This is a genomic window from Pararcticibacter amylolyticus, from assembly GCF_003130405.1.
Classification (GTDB): Bacteria; Bacteroidota; Bacteroidia; order Sphingobacteriales; family Sphingobacteriaceae; genus Arcticibacter; species Arcticibacter amylolyticus.
Map to the genome: position 1 here is coordinate 421691 of NZ_QEAS01000001.1, position 22069 is coordinate 443759.

At 41.7% G+C, this 22069-nt stretch carries 19 protein-coding genes; 14 read left to right on the top strand and 5 right to left on the bottom strand.

The window, feature by feature from the left end; translation table 11 throughout:
* The first annotated feature begins 66 nt into the window (after positions 1–66).
* A complete protein-coding gene (gene cphA, locus DDR33_RS01780) occupies positions 67–2688 on the top strand; it encodes a cyanophycin synthetase (protein WP_109414034.1) in 2622 nt (873 codons plus the stop codon).
* Positions 2689–2817: 129 nt separating this feature from the next.
* Here the strand turns inward: cphA and DDR33_RS01785 are convergent, their stop codons facing one another.
* Positions 2818–3000 carry a hypothetical protein gene (locus DDR33_RS01785; RefSeq protein ID WP_109414035.1) on the bottom strand — a complete coding sequence of 61 codons (183 nt, stop codon included), beginning with the start codon at positions 2998–3000 and terminating at the stop codon, positions 2818–2820.
* A 186-nt stretch (positions 3001–3186) separates the two neighbouring features.
* Here DDR33_RS01785 and DDR33_RS01790 point away from each other — a divergent pair, with 186 nt between their 5' ends.
* The 4 genes from DDR33_RS01790 to DDR33_RS01805 all read left to right on the top strand — a co-directional run bounded on the left by DDR33_RS01790 (position 3187) and on the right by DDR33_RS01805 (position 7843).
* Positions 3187–3801, top strand: a complete 615-nt coding sequence (locus DDR33_RS01790) for a TetR/AcrR family transcriptional regulator (RefSeq protein WP_158280610.1) — start codon at positions 3187–3189, stop codon at positions 3799–3801.
* A gap of 65 nt (positions 3802–3866) precedes the next feature.
* Positions 3867–5234 carry a TolC family protein gene (locus tag DDR33_RS01795; protein WP_109414037.1) on the top strand — a complete coding sequence of 456 codons (1368 nt, stop codon included), beginning with the start codon at positions 3867–3869 and terminating at the stop codon, positions 5232–5234.
* Positions 5235–5246: 12 nt separating this feature from the next.
* Positions 5247–6290, top strand: coding sequence for an HlyD family secretion protein (locus DDR33_RS01800; protein ID WP_109414038.1), 1044 nt, complete (start codon positions 5247–5249; stop codon positions 6288–6290).
* A gap of 5 nt (positions 6291–6295) precedes the next feature.
* Entirely contained in the window at positions 6296–7843 is a 1548-nt protein-coding gene (locus tag DDR33_RS01805; protein ID WP_109414039.1) for a DHA2 family efflux MFS transporter permease subunit, read from the top strand.
* A gap of 211 nt (positions 7844–8054) precedes the next feature.
* Here the strand turns inward: DDR33_RS01805 and DDR33_RS01810 are convergent, their stop codons facing one another.
* The 3 genes from DDR33_RS01810 to DDR33_RS01820 all read right to left on the bottom strand — a co-directional run bounded on the left by DDR33_RS01810 (position 8055) and on the right by DDR33_RS01820 (position 10231).
* The gene (locus tag DDR33_RS01810) at positions 8055–8639 is read right to left on the bottom strand and encodes a carboxymuconolactone decarboxylase family protein (RefSeq protein WP_109414040.1); all 585 of its coding nucleotides are present in this window, start codon (positions 8637–8639) and stop codon (positions 8055–8057) included.
* 119 nt (positions 8640–8758) lie between these two features.
* Complete coding sequence (locus tag DDR33_RS01815) at positions 8759–9304, bottom strand: peroxiredoxin (RefSeq protein WP_109414041.1); 546 nt, start codon at positions 9302–9304, stop codon at positions 8759–8761.
* A gap of 120 nt (positions 9305–9424) precedes the next feature.
* The gene (locus tag DDR33_RS01820; RefSeq protein WP_109414042.1) at positions 9425–10231 is read right to left on the bottom strand and encodes an N-acetylmuramoyl-L-alanine amidase; all 807 of its coding nucleotides are present in this window, start codon (positions 10229–10231) and stop codon (positions 9425–9427) included.
* Between the two features lie 80 nt (positions 10232–10311).
* On the opposite strand from DDR33_RS01820, the gene DDR33_RS01825 reads away from it, so the two are divergent.
* Positions 10312–11175, top strand: coding sequence for an aldose 1-epimerase family protein (locus DDR33_RS01825; RefSeq protein ID WP_109414043.1), 864 nt, complete (start codon positions 10312–10314; stop codon positions 11173–11175).
* Between the two features lie 68 nt (positions 11176–11243).
* Here DDR33_RS01825 and gltX read toward each other — a convergent pair whose 3' ends face one another.
* Entirely contained in the window at positions 11244–12764 is a 1521-nt protein-coding gene (gltX, locus tag DDR33_RS01830) for a glutamate--tRNA ligase (protein WP_109414044.1), read from the bottom strand.
* A gap of 290 nt (positions 12765–13054) precedes the next feature.
* Here gltX and DDR33_RS01835 point away from each other — a divergent pair, with 290 nt between their 5' ends.
* The 8 genes from DDR33_RS01835 to DDR33_RS26575 all read left to right on the top strand — a co-directional run.
* Positions 13055–13771, top strand: coding sequence for a phosphoadenylyl-sulfate reductase (locus DDR33_RS01835; RefSeq protein ID WP_109414045.1), 717 nt, complete (start codon positions 13055–13057; stop codon positions 13769–13771).
* A gap of 22 nt (positions 13772–13793) precedes the next feature.
* The gene (gene cysD, locus DDR33_RS01840; protein ID WP_109414046.1) at positions 13794–14702 is read left to right on the top strand and encodes a sulfate adenylyltransferase subunit CysD; all 909 of its coding nucleotides are present in this window, start codon (positions 13794–13796) and stop codon (positions 14700–14702) included.
* Between the two features lie 72 nt (positions 14703–14774).
* The gene (locus tag DDR33_RS01845; RefSeq protein WP_109414047.1) at positions 14775–16016 is read left to right on the top strand and encodes a sulfate adenylyltransferase subunit 1; all 1242 of its coding nucleotides are present in this window, start codon (positions 14775–14777) and stop codon (positions 16014–16016) included.
* A gap of 306 nt (positions 16017–16322) precedes the next feature.
* Positions 16323–19649 carry a DUF4175 family protein gene (locus DDR33_RS01850; RefSeq protein ID WP_109414048.1) on the top strand — a complete coding sequence of 1109 codons (3327 nt, stop codon included), beginning with the start codon at positions 16323–16325 and terminating at the stop codon, positions 19647–19649.
* A gap of 4 nt (positions 19650–19653) precedes the next feature.
* Positions 19654–20088, top strand: coding sequence for an ATP-binding protein (locus DDR33_RS01855; protein WP_109414049.1), 435 nt, complete (start codon positions 19654–19656; stop codon positions 20086–20088).
* Complete coding sequence (gene ybeY, locus DDR33_RS01860; RefSeq protein ID WP_109414050.1) at positions 20088–20519, top strand: rRNA maturation RNase YbeY; 432 nt, start codon at positions 20088–20090, stop codon at positions 20517–20519. The genes DDR33_RS01855 and ybeY overlap by 1 nt, the downstream gene beginning before the upstream one ends.
* Positions 20520–20704: 185 nt before the next feature.
* Positions 20705–21358, top strand: coding sequence for an NAD-dependent epimerase/dehydratase family protein (locus DDR33_RS01865; protein ID WP_109414051.1), 654 nt, complete (start codon positions 20705–20707; stop codon positions 21356–21358).
* The coding region (locus tag DDR33_RS26575) for an ATP-binding cassette domain-containing protein (protein ID WP_238387620.1) at positions 21355–22069 on the top strand (715 nt) is incomplete at its 3' end. The genes DDR33_RS01865 and DDR33_RS26575, both read left to right, overlap by 4 nt.

Here is a 22069-nt window from a genome sequence, read left to right on the forward strand (position 1 = left end):
TTGGTTAAATAGACCAAAGTTTATCATTATCCCAAAATACCTCAAAATTCAACCTGAAAAAATACCATGAAGATACAAAGCATCCAGGTGCTTAAGGGGCCCAATATCTGGTCTGTAAGAAGAGAAAAGCTCATACAGATGCGTCTTGATCTGGAAGACCTGGAATACAAGCCGAGCAATGAGATTTCCGGTTTTAAATCACGGCTGGAAGCACTCATTCCCAGTCTCTATACCCACAGGTGTTCGAAAGGGCATGAAGGTGGTTTCCTGGAACGGGTGGAAGAAGGCACCTGGATGGGACATATCATTGAACATATCGCCCTTGAAATCCAGACACTGGCAGGGATGGATGCTGGTTTTGGACGCACAAGAAGTACCAAAACGACAGGCGTTTATAATGTCGTGTTTATCTACCAGGAAGAGAGTGTCGGGATATACGCGGCTCATGCATCCCTTAGGATAGCAGAAGCTCTGATAGCTGGTGAGGACTATGACCTTTCCACTGATATTAACAGGATGAGGGAGATGAGAGACAAGGAAAGCCTGGGACCGAGCACGCGGTCAATTGTGGATGAAGCGAAACTCAGAGATATTCCTTACATCCGGCTTAACAGCGGATCTTTCATTCAGCTTGGTTTTGGCAAAAATCAGGTAAGATTCCGGGCTACTCTTACAGATAAAACAAGCAGCATCGCAGTAGATATTGCCGGAGACAAGGAAGAAACAAAGCGTATTTTGAGGGAACAAGCTATACCTGTAGCGGAGGGCACAACCATTTCGAATGAGAAACAAATGGCTGAAGCGATCAGAAAAATAGGGTTTCCGCTCGTTTTCAAGCCTTTAAATGGAAACCATGGAAAGGGTGCTTCCATCAATGTTAAAACTGAAGAAGAGGCAGCCGAAGCACTGAAACATGCTCAGAAGTACTCCCTGAAAGTAATTGTTGAACGCTTCGTTAAAGGTTTTGATTTCCGCATCCTGGTGATCAACAACAAGATGGTAGCAGCAGCATTACGAACACCGGCTCATGTAAAGGGTGACGGCAAGCATACAATTGCCGAACTTATCGACCTGGAAAACGAGGACCCGCGCCGCGGGTACGGGCACGAAAATGTACTGACTGAGATACGGGTTGATCGTGACACTGAGGAAATGCTCCGTAAATATGGCTATACACTGCAAACCATCCCGGCAGAGAAAGAAGTCGTCTTCCTGAAGTCAACGGCAAACCTGAGTACCGGGGGCACTTCGCTCGATGTTACGGATATGGTACATCCCCATAACATCTTTGTCTGTGAAAGAATCGCACGGGTGGTTGGACTGGATATTTGCGGAATCGACATTATGGCTGAAAATCTCTCACAACCGCTTTATGAAACAGGTGGTGTAGTGCTCGAGGTAAATGCAGCACCGGGGTTCAGAATGCATCTTGCTCCGAGTGAAGGCCAACCCAGAAATGTTGCAGCCCCCGTTATTGATATGTTGTATCCTCCGGGGAAGTCTGCCAGGATTCCTATTATCGCTATAACGGGGACAAACGGAAAGACTACCACAACGCGGCTCATCGCCCATATTATAAAGAATAACGGTTATAGGGTCGGATACACTACTTCTGATGGAATTTACATCCAGAACTCTATGATGATAGAGGGTGATACTACCGGCCCTAATAGCGCAGCATTCGTTCTGAAAGACCCTACAGTTGAGTTTGCAGTCCTGGAAACAGCACGTGGCGGGATTTTAAGATCCGGCCTTGGTTTCAGCCGCTGCGATATTGCTATTTTAACCAATATTCAGGAAGATCACCTGGGGATCTCAGATATTCATACCCTGGAAGATCTCACCTCCGTGAAAAAAGTAGTGATCGAATCGGTGAAAAAAGATGGATGGGCAATTTTGAACGCGGATAACCCCTATTGCGTAAAGATTGGCAAAGAAACCACTCACTGTAACATAGCCTATTTCAGCATGAATGAGGGTAATCCCGTCATTGAAGAACATTGCAGCCGGGGCGGCGTCGCTGCTTTTATTGATGGCGGTTATCTCACTGTGAAAAAGGGTAACTGGAAGATCAGAATGGCGAAAGTTACACATGTGCCGATCACTTTTAACGGAACAGTAAGCTTTATGACTCAAAATGCCATGGCTGCTGCCCTCGCAACTTTCCTCTGGGGATTTAAGATTGAAGATATCCGGACTTCTCTTGAAACTTTTGTTCCTTCCCCTGCACATACTCCGGGCAGGATGAACATTTTCGATTTCAGGGATTATAAAATCCTGGTTGATTATGCTCATAACCCGGATGGGCTTAAGGGAATTAAAGACTTCATTCTCCAAAGCGATGCATCTTACAGAACAGGAGTTATTTCAGGGACCGGAGACCGGCGTGACGATGATATCAGGGAAATAGGAAGAATTACGGCTTCTATGTTTGATAATATCGTGATCTGTCAGGAAAAATATCTCAGAGGCAGAGACTATGAACAGTTGGTAGGCTTGCTCAGAGAAGGTATTGAGGAAGTAAAACCAGGTATGCCATGCAAAGTTATCGGGAACGGAAAAGAGGCGTGGAATTACATTATTGAGCAGGTAAGACCGGGAGAATTAATTACAATTATCAGTGATGCTATCAACAACGCCTATGAGACTGTTAAGAAGCACCAGGACAAAGTGATGGCTAATAAATAATATTTTTTTAATTTTCTTAAAACATTTAAGCAACAACATCGTTCTTGATACAGAACCAATTGATATTTGGTTTAATTGTGATAAGGTTTAGGTTGAAGCGTCCTGCTCCATGCAGGACGCTTTATTTTTTCAATGATGTTTCCCTTTAACAAAAACGTTCACATAAAATCCTGCACTTAGGAGACCCAGCAGGGCTCCCACAAATACCCATAATAATGACTGAGTTGCCGCCCAGCCTGTGAGAACTCCACAAATCATTGCAAGTATGTAATACAGTTCTTCTGGTTGCCTGTCTTTATTATACTGTTCCATATCCTAAAAATTTAATCGTTAAAGACTTTCTATATTCAATAAGCACCAGCTGTAAATTGTTTTATTGTTTATTCTATATCATAGAGCGTACCGAACCTGTCCTTAATCATCAAAAAGTCACATAAATAAGAATTATTAACGAAAATGATACAATTAATCAATCGATTGATTAGTTTTGTTTCCGAAATGAAAGAAGACAGAAAAGAGATCATACTGGATACCGCTGAGAGGCTTTTTTCAGAAAATGGATTTGATGGAGCATCTACCCGTGCTATTGCTAATGAGGCCGGAGTGAATATGGCTATGCTTAATTATTATTTCGGGTCAAAAGAGGGATTGTATAAGGCCGTCTTCGAAAGAAAGTTCAGTGGATTTCATCAAACCCTCATTAATCTGAATGAAGAGAATATTTCTTCCTGGGATAAGCTTCATAAATACATTGATCTCTATGTCGAGCGTGTAACCACTCAAAGTTGTTTTCAGCGACTGATGCAACATGAGATTTCATTCCAGCAACGTTCGGGCGTCGGAGGATTTATTGTGGAATATATGAACAAAAATCTTAATGAAATAAGGAAGGTCCTCCAGGAAGGGATTAACAATGGAAGCTTCAGAGAAATCGATATCGATCTTACTATATCTACGATTTTTGGCACAAAATATTACTTAGTTCACCTTTCCGGCATCGCATCGGCTTTATTTGGTAAGGACCTTGATAATGCTGAGGTCCTTAACCAGGAAATTAAACCCCGTTTAAAAAAGCATCTGCTGGAACTGCTCGATTCTTATCTGAAAAAATAGAGCTTCAGGTAAGAAGCTGTGAAGGATCACGGTAAAGAATAATTACATACTGCGCATATAGAATCATGAACCACATATATACAAGTCTGAAAAGTGGTATTTTCAGAAAAATCAGAAAAGGATGGCGCCTTGCGCTCCTTATTGTGACCTTGGAGCCGGCAAGCGCACTTGCACAGGAAGTTCGGGTCATCTCGGTCGGAGAAGCCGTTAAACTTGGCATTGACAACAGTAAGGTGCTCAAAGCCTCGCAATCGAAAATCGACGAAGCCATAGCCCGGTTCAACCAGGCAAAGGACAGGTCTTTACCAACAGCGAGTGCCAGCTATGCTTACAGCCATGCTAATTTCCTGAGCGGCAAATTCCAGGTCCCCGGAGAAGACGAGCCGATGACCCTTCCCTCAAAGGCGGATGCTTTCATCGGCACTGTTTCAGTTGCAGAAGTCATATTCGCAGGGAACCAGTTGAAATATGCAAAGGAATCAACAGACCTTCTTACGAAAATTGCACGTCTTGATGCTGACAAACAAAAAGACGAAGTAGCTTATGCCATTATTAACGCTTGTTATAACCTGTACAAGGTTCAGCAAAGCAAAATGGTTGTTCAGCAAAATCTCCAGTCGGTAGACCAGCAACTCAAGCAGGCACAGCAATTTTTCAGCCAGGGATTGGTAACAAAGAATGATGTGCTCAGATTTCAGTTGCAGCGAAACAACATTGAGCTCACTGGCGTAGATCTGGAGACTAACGGCAAGATCGTCAACTACAATCTAGACATCCTGCTGGGACTGCCCGAAAGCACACAATTGCAAATCAGTAATTTCGGCTTATCCTCGGTAAGACCAGCATCATTGAGCAGTCTGATAGATACCGCACTGACAAACCGTGAAGAGATCAGGGAATATGATCTTAGAACAAAACTGGCAGAAACGAACATCAAGACGGTGAAAGCTGATCTTCTGCCTACCTTAAGTGCTACAGGAAGCATGTATTATATTAATCCCACTTCCAGCTTCATTCCTAAAACCAATACCTTCCTGGCTCCGGTTTCCGTTGGGGCTACATTAGCCTGGCATATCGATAAGCTCTGGACAAACAAGAATAAAGTCTCCGAAGCACAAATACAGCGCAATGAAGCAGAGATTGTGAAGAATATCAACGTCGATAATGTAAAAACGGAAGTCAACCAGGATTATCAGAATTACAACCGCTCTGTTGAAAGAATCAAAATCCTCGAGAATTCTATTCAGCAGGCTGCTGAAAACGACAGGATCCTTGAGTCTAAATACCGCAATAATATTGCCTCTGTGACAGACCGTATTGATGCTCAGACTCAGCTGTTTCAATCACAAATCAATCTTGAACTGGCAAAAGCCGATGCCGGCCTTGCCTGGTACACTTTACTTAAAGCAACAGGAACAATTCAACAACAATAACGCATATTTATAATGGAACCCACCCAAAAGAAAAAGAAATCCAACAAAGTCATCCCCATCATCCTGGGATTGATCATCATAATAGGAGGTGCTATCGGCATCAGGGAATATCTCTATTTTAAGAATCACGTTGATACAGATGACGCACAAATAGACGGCGACATCAGCCCTGTAGTAGCCCGGGTTGGCGGCTACGTTGATACAATTTTGTTTGAAGAGAACCAGCATGTTAATGCCGGCCAGGTGCTGGTTAAGCTGGATGAGCGCGATTACAGGATCAAACTGGAGCAGAGCCTGGCAGCACAGCGGGGAGCGACAGCCAGCATTGGTGTATCACAAGCGCAAATAGGTGCAACAACTGCCTCCTCTTCAACAGCGAAAGCAAATGCAGAAGCGGCGCGTGTTCGCCTTTGGAAAGCAAATCAGGATTTCACCCGCTATTCAAACCTTATTAAAGAGGGAGCAATAACTCAGCAGCAGTTTGATCAGGCTAAGGCTGAAAGAGATGCAGCAAAAGCTGCTTACCAGGCAGCATTAGATCAATACCGCTCAGCAGAAGGCCAGGTAGGTACTACCCGCTCTCAGCTGCAAGTGACAAATACAGGGGTTGACCAGCGCCAGGCAGATGTTGACTTTGCAAAACTGCAATTGTCTTACACCACCATTAATGCGCCGGCATCGGGTATCGTTTCAAAGAAGAGCATTCAAAAAGGCCAATTGATTCAGGCTGGCCAGACCTTGTTTTCTGTTGTAAACGATAACAGCCTTTATATCACTGCGAATTTCAAAGAGACTCAGCTGGAGAAACTCAGAACCGGTCAAAAGGTACATGTAGAAGTAGACGCCTTTCCCGACGAAAAAGTAGACGGTACTGTATATAACTTCTCTCCGGCAACGGGCGCCAAATTTTCTTTACTTCCTCCTGATAATGCGACAGGGAATTTTGTGAAGGTCGTTCAACGGGTTCCGGTAAAGATTAAAATGAAAGCAGATAAAGAACTAATGGATCGGTTGCGCCCCGGAATGAGCGTGAAAGTTTCCGTTATCACTGATTAGAAATAATGGCTGAAAAAGGTTTAAAGAAGTGGGTAATTACAATTACTGTAATTGTTGCCGCACTTCTGGAGTTAATTGATACCACGATCGTAAACGTTTCTATTCCCCAGATACAAGGCAACCTGGGGGCTACACTTGAAGACGTTGCGTGGATATCTACAGGCTATGGGGTAGCCAATGTTATTATTCTTCCGATGTCGGGATGGCTGGGGAACAGGTTCGGAAGAAAAAACTATTTTCTCGCGTCGATCATTATATTTACGATCGCTTCTTTTCTCTGCGGAAACGCCGCAACACTATCGGAGCTCGTGATTTTCCGTATCGTCCAGGGGCTGGCAGGCGGCGGGCTTATTTCAAATGCACAAGCTATTCTACTTGAAACCTGGCCACCTGAAGAGGTAGGGATTGCAACTGCACTTTTTGGACTTGGAGCTGTAGTAGGACCAACGGTGGGTCCTACAATCGGCGGATACATCACAGACCATTTTTCATGGCCCTGGATCTTCTACGTAAATATCCCGGTCGGTATTCTGGCGGCCTATTGCACGTATATGTTTGTCAGGCCCACTGCAAAAGTCGGGAAAGACCAGCCGGTAGACTGGTGGGGCATTCTGCTACTCGCGATAGCTGTAGGAAGTTTGCAAACCGTCCTGGAAAAAGGAGAGAGTGAAGACTGGTTTGCTACAGGATATATCATTGTACTTACAGCCAGTTCTGTAATCGGGTTCCTGCTATTCATTTGGCGTGAGCTTAGCACCAGCCATCCGATCGTGAACTTCAAAATCATGCGCCACCGGAGCTTTTCAATCGGGATGTTCACCTCGTTTATACTGGGATTGGGTTTGTATGGCTCGATGTTCATATTCCCTGTGTTCTGTCAGACTCTGCTGGGGTTCTCCGCACAGCAAACAGGTGAATTGCTTTTTCCCGGGGGACTTGTTACTATCGCGATGATGCCTTTTGTGGGCATCATGCTGAAAAAGGGAGTGCCTGCTCAGTTCATGGCTACGGCGGGGCTTACACTATTCTTTGTATTTTCATTTATGCTAAGTAAGTCAACCCTTTCATCAGGAACAAGCGATTTCTTCTGGCCACTGGTGGTAAGAGGACTGGGGATGTCGCTGCTTTTTGTTCCGCTGACTACCCTGGCGATCCAGGATCTTCGCGGCAATGAAATCGGACAAGGTACCGGATTAAACAACATGATGAGGCAACTCGGGGGATCATTTGGTGTTGCTGCCATTACTACTTTCATTCATGTCAGACAGGGGGCCCATCGCAATATTCTCCTGGAAAATATCAACGATTATAATCCCGCCTATGTTACCCGCTTTAACGCGATGGTACAAAATTTCATGGCTAAAGGCTATACTGCACTTGATGCTCAGCATGCTGCCATCAAAGCCATCGAAGGCACCGTTATGAAACAAACGATGCTTCTCACTTATACCGATGCATATTGGATTGTTGGTTTTATCCTTCTCTGTTCTATACCGATGATCTACTTGCAGAAGTTTAAAAAGAATGTGCAGATGCCAGTAGATGCACACTAAAAAAAACCGTCGTATGAAGCCTATCATACGACGGTATCCCAAATTACAATTAAAAACCTTTGCCTCTTTTGCTGCACTTCTCACCAGAGACCGTGACGCCGGGAATTTGCTTCAGCTAAAGGGCGGTTAACCTTATAGCTAAGTTACGAAAAACTTTCTTTTTATAAATACATACAAGAAGGTTTTTTTTAATTGTAAAGCAGGCTGTATACTAATAAATTACTTTCCCGGTGGCAGTAATAAGTGATGCTATCCTAACCGCATCAAATATCCGTTCTTCCCTTGTTCCCATCTTAATCAGCGAATCCTCATGTGCGTTTACACACATTTCGCATCCGTTTACGGCAGAAACAGCCAGGCTCATCAGTTCGAAAAATTCCTTCCCTGTTACCGGTCTGGCCATTATCTGCATACGGATCCTGGCTGGGATCTGGGTGTATTTTTCCTTCTGTGTAAAATGCCTGAACCTGTAGAAAACGTTATTAGACGAAAGCAAGGAGGCACATGCAGCGGCTTCCGCAATATCTTCTGCAGATGCACCGTTCTCTGAAGCAAAGCCACTATAAAAGTCAGTCAGCGGTTTATTTACATTGTTTATAGCTGTGCAAACTCCGATAAGTCCGATTTCCTTTGCACTTAAATGCTCTGATGTAAGGGTGCTCGTAAGATTGACCTTTAAATCTCTCAAATATCTGGATTCACCTTTTTCAAGGAGATTAAGGCTTTCATTCCGGTAAGTACCGTCAATTTTGATACTTTCTAATAGTTCTTTTATCACTTCTGCTGTTTCGCTCATTTTTATAAAGTTAAAAGGTTAAAAAAAATCCCCTTATTAAGGGGATTTCAGCATTCAGCTACAAGCGTATCAGCAAATAGTCTCCTTGCTGCTGACAGCCGGTTGCTGACAACTTTCAATTATGCTTTGATTGTTTCCTGTCCTTTTTCCCAGTTGCAAGGGCAAAGCTCATCTGTCTGTAAGCCGTCGAGAACGCGCAATACTTCTTTAACGTTACGGCCAACATTTAAATCATTTACAGAGACCCAACGAACGATTCCCTGGGGATCAACGATGAATGTTGCACGGTATGCGATCTTTTCGGTTGGCTCAAGAATACCTAAATCCTCAGCCAACGACTTTGAAGTATCCGCAAGCATTGGGAATTTAAGATCCTGAAGATCTTCATGATTATTCCTCCACGCAAGGTGAACAAACTCTGTATCTGTTGAAGCTCCGATCAGGCGTGCATCTCTGTCTCGGAATTCGCCATATGACTTGTTAAACTCTGCAATTTCAGTAGGGCATACAAAAGTAAAATCCTTTGGCCACCAAAACATCACAGTCCAAACGTTATCTTCGTTAGTAAGATAGTCTGAAGTGATAGTTTCAAACTCTTTACCTTTTTCTCTGCTTACAACTGCTTTTTTTTCGAAAGCCGGAAACTTTTGACCGATTGTTATCATAACTAAATATTTTTTAATCTGGCGCAAAGATACCGCTACAGTGCCTCTAATTCAATAAAAGGGGGCTGTTTCTCAATTCTTTTTATCAATAGCACATAGACAAAATCTATAGCATCTGTATTAATATTTCTTAATCAGATTATTAAGGATTCCTTTGTCTGCTTCAGAAAGGCGGGGACTAAGGTCTGTTTGTACAAAGTGCAATTTAAAAGCTTTGATTGCGGCAACTGAATCTTTTGTATCATATCCTATCATTCTTAGTGCATGCAAACTGTTGAAGCCTGCGGGAACCGTTTCAACTATCATATCAGGCCAGTAACCAAATCCCTTATCTGCAAGCACCTTCCAGGGGAAGAATGCGCTAGGATCAGGCTTCCTTCGGGGTGCTATATCAGCATGTCCAATGAAATTTGCGGTTGGAATAGAATAGTTCTTCTTGAGCCAGCCAAGAAGCTCAAGCAAACTCTTGATCTGAGCATCAGGAAAGGGCTCGTTCCCGTTATTATCCAGTTCAATTCCCAGAGAAGATGAATTAACATCTGTCAGGTTCCCCCATTTAGCTATGCCTGCATGCCATGCTCGCAAATAATCGTTCAGCATATGGTGAACGGTTCCATCCTTACATATTACATAATGAGCACTGACCTGGGTACGCTGAAGGGTAAATGTCTTCAGGGTTTGTTCACAGGAATTTTGTGCGGTATGATGAATAATCACGAAATTCGGCTTCCTGAGATTAAAATTGGTGGTGCCTACCGGGTATTCCGGCTTGATGCCCCCATAATTTTCGATTGAAGGCAGCTCCGTAAAAGGCTTGATCATTTGCTTTGCCTGCTTCCTGTAAAAACGATTGGTATGCTTATACGGGTTGGAAGAACAGGCAGAAAGTACGCCGGCAAACACAAAGGTATATACTAGATATCTCATAATATTTAAAAGTGCTAAATACGTTTAAATTTGTATCTCTTGAAACAATAAAGAGACAATTACATTCATAAAAACATATTATGATTATTTTAGAAAATGAAGGGTTTCGCGCCTCCATCAGTCCAAATGGCGCAGAGCTTCAAAGCTTTTACAGTAAAGCTTTTCAACTTGAATACCTGTGGAACGGCGATGCCCTTTACTGGCCCAGGCATAGCCCGGTACTGTTTCCGGTCGTTGGGGGGCTAAAAGATGACAGCTTCTTTTACGAAGGACAGGAATACCATCTCGTTAAACATGGATTTGCCCGCGATATGATATTCGAAGTGGAAAAAAGCACTCCTGCATCGGCAACATTCCTTTTAAAAAGCAACGACGAAACATTAAAGAGTTACCCCTTCCAGTTTGAATTAAGGCTGATCTATCAGCTCGGCGCAAACTCTATTACCCTCACTTACGAGGTTAAGAATCCTGCTGCCGGTCCCCTGTTTTTCTCGGTTGGAGCACATCCTGCATTTAACGTTCCACTGATTGAAGGCACTGTTTACGAAGATTATTACCTGGAATTTTCAAAAAAAGAGAATAGTGCCGCCTGGACAATCGATAAAAACCTGATAGCAACACCTGTGCCGTATCTGAAGGGGCAGGACAAGCTTCCGCTACAACATGATTTGTTTTACAAGGATGCACTTGTCTTTAAGGACCTGGAATCGGACACGATATCTCTCAGGAGCGACAAGACTGAACATGGCTTAAGCTATCATTTCGGGGACTTTCCATACATGGGGATATGGGCAGCGAAAGATGCTCCTTTTGTGTGCATAGAACCCTGGTATGGTATTGCAGACTCAGTTGCACATGATAAAGATCTCAAAAAGAAAGAAGGCATTATAGAGCTTCCGCCCCTTGAAAAATGGAGCAGGAACTGGACTGTGGAATTTTTCTGATACTGACAGGACTTCAAACAATCAGGTGAATAGCCTGATATCTTCTGCATATCAGACTATTCACCCGTTTAATCTTTAGTAAATTCACCAAGAGCCTTTTTCACTCTGGTAACGGCTTCTTCCTCCCCTATCAGTTTTGTAATATCAAAAACAGCAGGACCAAATTTACCGCCAACAAGCATGACCCTGTAAGGCAGCATGACATCGCCGATTTTAAACCCTTTTTCCTGGGCCAGGGCTTTGAATTTCTCTTCCAGCTCCTGAGCAGTGAGAGATTGGTTATTGAGAAGAAAATCAGCAAAACCTTCGAAAAACTCTTGTTTCGCTTCCGTCCACTTTGGCTTAACGGCATTCAGGTCGTAGTCAGCAGGGGACTTAAAGAAGTAAGAAGACTGAGCAACGAAATCCGTTAGTAGATGACAGCGGTCTTTCACTAACCCGATTACCGAACCGAGCTTTGAATCGTCAGAAATATCTATTCCCGCTTCACTCAGTTTTTCTGCAACTAATTGTTGCAGCTCCCCTTTATCCAGCTTTTTAATCCATTCAGAGTTGAACCATTTTGCCTTTTCATAATCGAATTTAGCACCTGCCTTATTCACCCTTTCCAACGAGAATTTAGAAGTTAATTGCTCTAAACTAAAGATTTCCTGGTCAGTACCATCGTTCCATCCAAGCATCACCAGCATATTGATAAATGCCTCGGGAAGAAAGCCAATCTCACGGAAACCAGGCGTCAGGTCGCCTGTATTAGGGTCTGTCCAGTTCATAGCATACACCGGAAATCCCAATCTTGCACCATCTCTCTTGCTCAACTTACCATTACCATCAGGTTTTAGGATCAATGGCAAATGCGCCCACTGGGGCATCTCATCCTTCCAACCCAAATACTTCCATAAAAGAAGATGTACTGGTGCAGAAGGCAACCATTCCTCTCCTCTGAACGCATGAGTGATCTTCATCAGATAATCATCCACCACCACTGCAAGGTGATAAGTAGGCATTCCATCAGCTTTAAGCAGAACTTTATCATCTGACTGGGATGTTTGAAAATTCACTTCACCGCGTATCATATCAGTGAATGATACCGTTTCATCTTCAGGCATTTTTATGCGGATTACGTAAGGAAAACCACTTTCCAGCAACTTGCTTACTTCATCCTTGTCTAACGATAAGGAATTACGCATCTGACTACGATAAAAATAGCCATACTGAAAATTCGCTATATCTTTCCGTTTCTGTTCGAGCTCTTCAGGTGTATCAAAAGCATAGTAAGCATATCCCTGTTCAACCAGCTGCTCTGCATATTGCCGGTAAAGGGCTTTCCGCTCACTCTGGCGGTAGGGACCGTAAGGACCACCATTTTCCGGCCCCTCATCCGGATGAAGCCCGCACCACTTAAGACATTCCTGTATATATTCTTCAGCACCCGGCACATAGCGAGTCTGGTCGGTATCTTCTATACGTAGTATAAACTTGCCCCCGTTCTGACGGGCAAAGAGGTAATTAAACAAAACAGTACGAACGCCACCGAGGTGTAAACCTCCTGTAGGGCTCGGTGCAAAACGCACCCGAACATTATCCTGCATATCGAAATAAATTGAACAGACAAAGATAGTCACTTTGATTACATCTGCCCCAGTTTTATGTATTAAGTCAAAACCCGGCGGGCACCTATAGACGGAGCGGCATGTTGCCAGATATTGCTTTGTATTATACTTGCTATTACGATGCTTTTTAAAATTAATAAGATACAATCATCTAATTATCTGTATATTTGTCTACTTTATCTATAGACTACACACTATCAGGGTGTGTATCCAGCCCGGAAATTATCCTTAATATTGTGCTGATATAGATCTAGAATACAGGGATTGAAATGATTGAAACTCTAAATAGCAGATTAGGAGAGCTGTTACCGCGTATAGAAGGGCTTCTTCCACAAGATGCTCTCTCTTTACTGTCTAAAGAATTCGAAGGAAAAATTGTTTTTTCAACCAGCTTCAGCTGGGAAGATCAGGTGATTGCTCACATGATACTTTCGCAGGCTCTTCCGGTTAGGATCTTTACGCTTGATACCGGCCGTTTGTTTGGTGAAACCTATTATGTATGGAGCCGGACTAATGAACAATATAATACGCACGTTGAAGCCTATTATCCCAATCAGGAACAGATAGAGAGATTTGTAACGGGTAAGGGACCTAATGCTTTTTACGAATCGATCGAAAACAGGAAGAGTTGTTGTCATATCCGCAAAGTAGAACCTCTCCAAAGAGCCTTGTCTGGAAATCAGCTTTGGATAACAGGCTTACGATCAGAACATTCTCCTGAACGGGGAGATCTCCCTCAGCTGGAGTGGGACGATACCAATAAGATTCTTAAATATCACCCCCTGCTGCACTGGTCAACAGAAGATGTAAGATCATTCATAAATGAAAACGGAATTCCCTATAACACACTTCACGATAAAGGTTTTGTAAGCATAGGGTGCGCATGCTGCACCAGAGCTATAAGACCGGGTGAGGATTTCCGTGCAGGAAGATGGTGGTGGGAAGACAAAACAACTAAAGAATGCGGATTACACGCACATTCCTGAAAAAATACAATATCATTGCTTTATGCCTCAACATAAATTAGATTACCTTGATCTGCTTGAAGCCGAATCGATCCATATAATGCGGGAAGTGGCAGGTCAGTTTGAACGGCCCGCCCTATTATTTTCCGGCGGTAAAGATTCAATTACTTTAGTGCAACTGGCACTGAAAGCTTTTAAACCGGGGAAAATTCCTTTCCCTCTCGTTCATATCGACACAGGCCATAACTTCCCGGAAGCGCTGGAATATCGTGACCGGATCGCAGCTGAAACCGGAGCGAAACTGATTGTCAGAAAAGTAGAAGATACTATTAAAGCAAAGGGATTGAAGGAGCCGGCTGGAAAATTTGCCTCCAGAAATGCCCTTCAGTCATATACTCTCCTTGACACCATTGAAGAATTCGGATTTGATGCCTGCATCGGAGGGGCCAGGCGTGATGAAGAGAAGGCAAGAGCAAAAGAACGAATCTTCTCGGTGAGAGATGAATTCGGACAATGGGATCCCAAAAAACAAAGACCAGAACTTTGGAACCTCTATAACGGCAAAATTGCTAAAGGCGAAAATGTCAGGGTATTTCCAATCAGTAACTGGGTAGAACTTGATGTTTGGAATTATATAAAACGTGAAGGGATTGAATTGCCATCTATCTATTTCACTCATGAAAGGGAAGTGATAATTCACGGTGAACACCTGGTTGCACTATCTCCTTTTATCAGAATTGACGAAGATGATGTCATCGTGAAAAAGAACGTCCGGTACCGGACCGTGGGAGATATGACCTGTACAGCTGCCGTTGAATCTTCTGCATCATCCATTGACGATATCATTTCAGAGATTAACCGTACCAATATCAGTGAACGGGGTGAAACCAGGATCGACGACCAGGTTTCCGAAGCGGCAATGGAAGACAGGAAAAAGAACGGATATTTTTAATTTTCTTCTCTAGGAACAATTTATTAAAAAGCCGTAAGCCAGGTGCTGAAAGCTGAAAACCGATAGCTACAAATGGATTTACTTCGATTTATAACCGCAGGAAGTGTTGATGATGGAAAAAGTACATTAATCGGCCGGCTGCTATATGATACTGACTCTATAAAAGTAGACCAGCTTGAGACAATCCAAAGACAAAGTAAGAACAAGCAGGAAGGCGAAATCGATCTCGCATTGTTTACTGACGGCCTTCGTGCTGAAAGAGAACAAGGCATCACAATCGACGTGGCCTACAAATACTTCTCAACTGATAAAAGAAAATTCATTATTGCAGATGCCCCCGGACATATTCAGTATACCAGGAATATGGTCACAGGTGCTTCTAACTCTGATTTGATTATTATCCTGATAGATGCAAGACAGGGAGTGGTAGAGCAGACCCGCCGTCATAGTATCATCGCTTCGCTTTTACAGATCCCTCATGTGGTTGTAACCATCAACAAAATGGATATGGTAGATTATTCGGAAGCTGCATATAATTCCATTGTTGATGAATATTCCCGCATGGCTCAGACCCTGAATATGAAAGATATCAGGTTTATCCCCGTGAGTGCACTTAATGGCGATAATATTGTCAACTCTTCTCCGAATACTCCCTGGTATACCGGTCAGACCCTGCTCGACCTGCTGGAGACTATAGATGTAGTAAGAGACCTGGATTTCTCGGAATCCCGGTTCCCCGTACAATATGTTATACGGCCGCAGTCTGATGATCTTCATGATTACAGGGGATATGCAGGAAAAGTATTAAGCGGCTCCTATAAAAAGGGAGATAAGATCATTGTATTGCCTGATCATATTGAATCTGAGATTGAAGCTGTTGAAGTTCACGGGATAGAGGTAGAAGAGGCTTTTGCACCACAAAGTGCAGTTCTCCGGTTAAAGGATGATATCGACATCAACAGAGGAGATGTAATCGTTACAGGAAGTTCTGCTCCGATAGTAAGCCAGGAAATTGAAGCAACTCTTTGCTGGATGGATAACAAACCCCTGACAGCAGGAGGCAAATACCTGTTGCAGGTACAGAGCCGGAGGGTTCGCTGCATTGTTAAACAGATCAATTTCAAACTGGATGTGAATACCCTCGAAAAACAGGAGGGCATTGAAAAAGCTTCATTGAACGATGTTGTACATGTAACCATTAAAACGGCGTCTCCTATAGTATATGACACCTATACCTCTCTGAGAGCTAACGGTGGTGCAATACTAATTGATGAAACCGCAAATACTACCGTTGCCGGCTTAATGCTGAGCTGACAGCATAACTCCTGAAATTGTGAGTTCGGTCAGGGCTTAATTGCTTCTGGTTAAATAATTAAGCCCTGCTTTTATTTTTTCTAAAGAGCCCGTGCACCTATTGCACATTTCTTTACTAATAAGCGGAGAATTAAGCCGCCAGTTACGATAACACATTACTAATCAATGGATCTTTAAGCTACAAATACGTCTAAAATATACAGCAAATGAAATTAATGCAAAACATGCAATCGTTTGCGTACGTTATCAATGTTAGCGAATGGTAACAAGTCTTCGCATTTTTCGTTATTTTGGTAAGTGAAAAGAATGAGAACAGAGCACTCTGCCGGAAATTATTCTGCTCTTATAAAAAAAGTAGATGAGTTCATCCGGAAATACTACCTGAATATGGTGGTGAGAGGAATTATTTACCTTGCTGCTGCCCTCTTTATAAGCTACATATTGGTTACTATAGCAGAATATTATGGCAACTTTGACCAGCTTGTAAGAAGTCTTCTTTTCTTCAGTTTTCTATTTCTGAATGTAAGTATTGCTATCAGAACCATAGCGGTACCTCTCCTTTCTTATTTCAAGCTGGGAAAGACAATCTCTCATGAACAGGCCTCAGAAATAATAGGAAAGCATTTTAGTCACATCGAAGATAAATTGATAAACACACTTCAATTGAAGAAACTTGCCGATGAAAATCAGCATCAGAGGGCATTGATTGAAGCGGGTATTAATCAAAAGATTGCAGATCTAAGTCCCATTCCTTTCACATCCGCAATTAATATCTCTGAAAACAGGAGATATCTCCGTTTTGTGATACCTCCTCTCACCGTAATTGTATTAATAGCTTTAACAGCGCCCTCAATACTCAGTGAAGGGACAGAACGAATCATTCACTATAACAAGAAGTATGTTAAAAAGGCACCCTTTACGTTTCACCTTCTAAATGGAAAACTTCAAGCTGTTCAGGGTGAAGATCTTACTCTGAGGGTCAAAATAACGGGTAACGAAATTCCACAGGATGTTTATCTGGAAGATGGGATCAACAGCTTTAAGCTTGACCGTGAAAATATTATCCTCTTTAATTATACTTTCCGGAATTTACAGCAAAACAAGACATTCCGGCTATCAGGAGGAGGCTTTCATTCAGCACCCTTTGAAATAGAAGTAAAAAAAAGACCTTCCCTCATAGATTTCAATGTCCGTCTTCATTATCCTTCTTATCTGGAGAGGAAAGCAGAATCTCTTCATAACGCCGGAGATCTTACCGTGCCTGAAGGAACAAGGATAACATGGACGTTCTCTACCGAGAATACCAATTTGATCCATTTTAAAACCGATAGCATCGTTTCAGAGCTGCGCCCCACTTCAGGAAATTCCTTTGTACATACCCTTACTGCCAAAAAGAATGCCGGTATCGTAATAAGACCAGTAAACGATGAAGTAAAAAACAATCCCTCTGTTTCCTACAATCTAAATGTAATACCCGATCTGCGGCCTTCTATTGAAGTCTCCGGACAAATTGATTCTATCAATCACAACTCGTTCTATTTTATCGGTAAAATTTCTGACGACCACGGTTTCTCTGATGTAAAATTCAATTACAAACTGTCAGATGGAAAAAGTGAAAAATATCAAAGTGAAAATATTCCGGTTAATAAGAACAGTACGGAAAGCAGCTTCTTTCATACATGGAACATAAAAGGAACCGGCCTAAAGCCGGGACAGGAAATAGAGTACTTCTTTGAAGTATTTGATAATGACGGATTCAACGGACCTAAATCAACCAGGTCTGAAATAAAAACGTTCAAACTTGATACAGAAGAAGAAATTGTTCGTAAAAGTGAGAAATCGGCTGAAAGTATTAAGAATAAAATGGAGCAAGCCATCCGCCAGGCCAGGAGTATTGAAAAAGAAGCTGTAAAAATGAATAAAGACCTCCTTAGCAAAAGGAGTCTTTCTTTCGATGAAAAAAGTCAGATAGAAAATTTGCTTAACAAACAGGAGAAACTCGAAAAATTAGTAAATGAAATAAAAAAGGAAAATAAGGAGAACCTTTTGCGCCAGAATGAGCTGGATCAAAAACAGGAAATAATTGCAAAACAGAAGCAAATTGAAAACCTGTTTAACAATGTTCTTGATGATAAAACAAAGGATTTATTGAAGAATATTCAGCAGCTGCTTGAACAAAATAGTAAAATACAGACACAACAGGAATTGTCGAAGATGCAGATGGATGACAAATCATTACAGAAGGAACTCGACAGGATACTGGAGCTTTACAAGAAGCTGGAATTTGATCAGAAGCTTTCATCCACAATCAATAAGCTAAAAAACCTCTCGGAAAAACAGGAAGAATTGGGCCGGAAAACCAGCGAGGAAAAAAACGATATACGAAAATCAGGCGAAACGCAGGATCAGCTTAAAGAAGAATTCAGTAGTATCAGAAAGGATCTGGACGAACTCGAAAAAAAGCATCAGAATCTCGAAACGATGAATGACTTCAAAAATGACCAGAGTGCTCAGCAGGAAATAGAGCAAAGCCAGGAAACTGTCACTAAAAGTCTTCGCAATAAAAACAAAGAAAAGGCATCGGAGAACATGCAGAAGGCTTCATCTCAAATGAAGAAGATGGCGAAGAAACTTGAGGATGCACAACAGGAAAATGAGACACAGGAGGCTGGGATAAATCTTATGAATTTACGGCAGATTCTCGCTAATTTACTCAAATCATCTTTCAATCAGGAAGATGTACTATTACAGGTACGAAATACGTCTTATAGTGAACCATCATTCAAAAATATAGTCCAGAAGCAAAAGGAAATACTGGATAATATGAAAATGATTCAGGATAGTCTCTATTCATTAAGCAGAAGAGTACCACAAATAGAAAGCTTTGTAAATAAGGAAGTACAGTTGATAAACAGCAACGTGGACAAAGCCATTCAGAACCTGTCTGACAGAAAGATACCTGAAGCAGGAAGAGATCAGCAGTATGCACTCACGTCGATCAACAACCTTGCGCTAATGCTTAGTGAAGTGGAAGATAAGGTGCAGAAGGCCATGAAAAGCGCCAGGCAGGGCGGAGAAGGTAAGCAAAAAAGCATTTCGGGACTAAGCAAGATGCAGGAGCAGCTTAACCAGAACATGCAGAAAGCCCGTGAACAAATGAGACAACAGGGATTGAAGGAGGGACAAGCTGCCGGAAAGGGGGAAATGAGTGAACAAATGGCAAAAATGGCCCGTCAGCAACAAATGATACGCGAAGCACTTCAACAGATAAATAAGGAGTTACAGAAAGATGCAAAGGGCGAACTGGAAAATTTCGGCAAAGTGAGCAAAGAAATGGAACAAACTGAAACTGATCTCGTAAACAAAAAATTAAAGCAGGAAACTCTGCTTCGCCAACAGCAAATTTTAACAAAACTGCTCGAGGCAGAGAAGGCCGAACGAGAAAGGGAAACGGATAATCAGAGGGAAAGTCGTGAAGGTACAGTTCATTCTCCTGTTTATAACTCCCTGTTAGAAAATTTTAAAAAAATTAAACACCGTGAAACAGAACTTCTTAAAACAGTTCCTGCTTCTTTAAGTTTATTTTACCAATTGAAAGTTGGTGATTATTTCAGAAATTTAGAATCAAAATAAAAATATGACAACAAATAGGGTAGACATTTCAGACAATACGGTATTGTATACGTTACAACTTCCCTCTAAATTGGAAAGCATAACCATCGTTGAAAACTTCATAGATAACCTCAAAGAAGAATATCAGATCCCTCCTGATACCTACGCGAATGTGCTCACCTGCATGAGCGAGGCAACTATCAATGCCATCATCCACGGAAACAAACAGGATGAGCATAAAAAGGTATATATCAATCTTGAGGTTTCAGACAGGAAGAGAATGCAGTTTACCGTTACCGACGAAGGTGATGGATTTGATTATAACAGGCTTCCCGATCCTACAGCACCAGAAAACCTTGAAAATTTAACCGGACGGGGTATATTCATAATTAAACACCTTGCTGACCAGTGTATTTTCAACGTTAAAGGCAACGAAATAGAGTTACATTTTAAGATTTAATGAGCCGTTCAAAGATTTCTTTCTTTTCGGAAGACACCGACTTTACTTTAAAACAAAAGACTAATATAAGGACCTGGATAAATACAGTAATTACTACTGAAGGAAAAAATTCGGGTTACCTTAACCTTATTTTTTGTTCTGATAATTATTTGTTGAATATTAATCAACAATACCTGAATCACGATACGTATACAGATATCATCACTTTCGACAGCAGTGAAGAAGAAGATCGCATAGAAGGTGATGTATTTATCAGTATCGATAGAGTAAGGGAGAATGCTTCGAATTTCGGCATATTGGAAAAAGATGAAATACACCGGGTAATTGTACACGGAATACTTCACCTTCTTGGTTACAAAGACAAAAGTAAGAACGATAAAGATTTAATGACTTCTAAGGAAGATTATTACCTTAGCCATAGGCAATTCTGAACATGTGGTCATTAATTTAAAGTTTCATACCTTCTTTGTTCTTAGCTAAAATATTAGCCATATTTATGTTATTTTCTTAACATACTAATTAACAGTATTTTACAAACAAAACTCTTAGATAGTATTCAATACAATAAAGCAGGTATTAACTAATATTGCTTATTTTTGTATTTGATTAAAAGGTTTTGAAAAAAGTAATCATTGCAGGAGCAAACGGGCTGGTTGGATCACATCTCCTTAATTTTCTATTGAGCGAAAATGAGGTAGAAATGGTGGTGGCTCTTGTTCGAAAGCCTCTGGGAATAACACATCCAAAGCTTTTTCAAGAGATCATTGATTTTAATAAGATATGCTCTTATAGTGGATTGATTAATGGATCAGCTGTGTTTTGTTGCCTGGGTTCTACACGGGCGAAAACACCTGATTTAGATGATTACAGACGTGTAGACTATAATTACCCTCTCTCGTTGGCTCAAATTGCTTCCAAAAATAAAATTGAGCAATTTCACCTGGTATCGGCTATTGGAGCAAACCCGAAGTCAAAAAACTTCTACGTGAGAGTAAAAGGAGAAGTGGAGAGAGATATTAAACAATTGAATTTCAAATCATTACACATATATAAACCTTCTCTCTTAGTAGGGGAAAGAAAAGAAAAGCGCCTTTTGGAAAACACAGGACATTACATAATGAAGATGCTGAATCCCTTCCTGACAGGAAGGTTTGAAAAATACAGAAGCATAAAAGGAGAAGTAGTAGCAGGAGCAATGGCTCGTCAATTTTTAAAGGATCTTAATGGAACTTTTCTCTATTATTCTGATCAAATAAACAAACTGGCATGAGTATTTTATCAGGAGAACAATTAGGTCATTCATTCAATGATTCATGGCTTTTTAAAGGCATTACATTTGGTATTGCAAAGGGTCAAAGAACTGCCCTGGTCGGAATAAATGGGTCCGGAAAATCAACATTACTGCGTATCCTTTCAGGGAGACTACTACCGGTTGAGGGAAAAGTAGTAAAGGAAAAAGGATTAAGAACCGGATATCTCGAACAGGATCCGGATTTTGGAACGCAAGAGACAGTTGGAGATTTCATCTTTAGTCTCGACAATAAGCAACAGCAGGTCATAAGGCGCTATGAGCAACTATTGGAGCAAACAGATCCGGATCAGGAAGAATTACAGCACCTGATTAATGAGTTAAGTGAGCTTAACGCATGGGAATATGAGCACCAGATTAAAACTATTCTTCAACGTCTTTCAATAGAAGATCAGCATCAAAAGATCAGCAATATGTCGGGCGGACAGCGAAAAAGACTCGCGCTTGCCAAACTCCTTATTGATGACCCTGATATATTCATACTGGACGAGCCAACGAATCACCTGGATATTGAGATGATAGAGTGGCTGGAGAGCTTTCTTACCACAGGTCAGAAAACGGTTTTAATGGTTACTCACGACAGGTACTTTCTGGATAATGTTTGTAACCAGATCATGGAGCTTGACAAGCAAACGTTGTTTATTTATAATGGCAAATACAGTTATTTCCTTG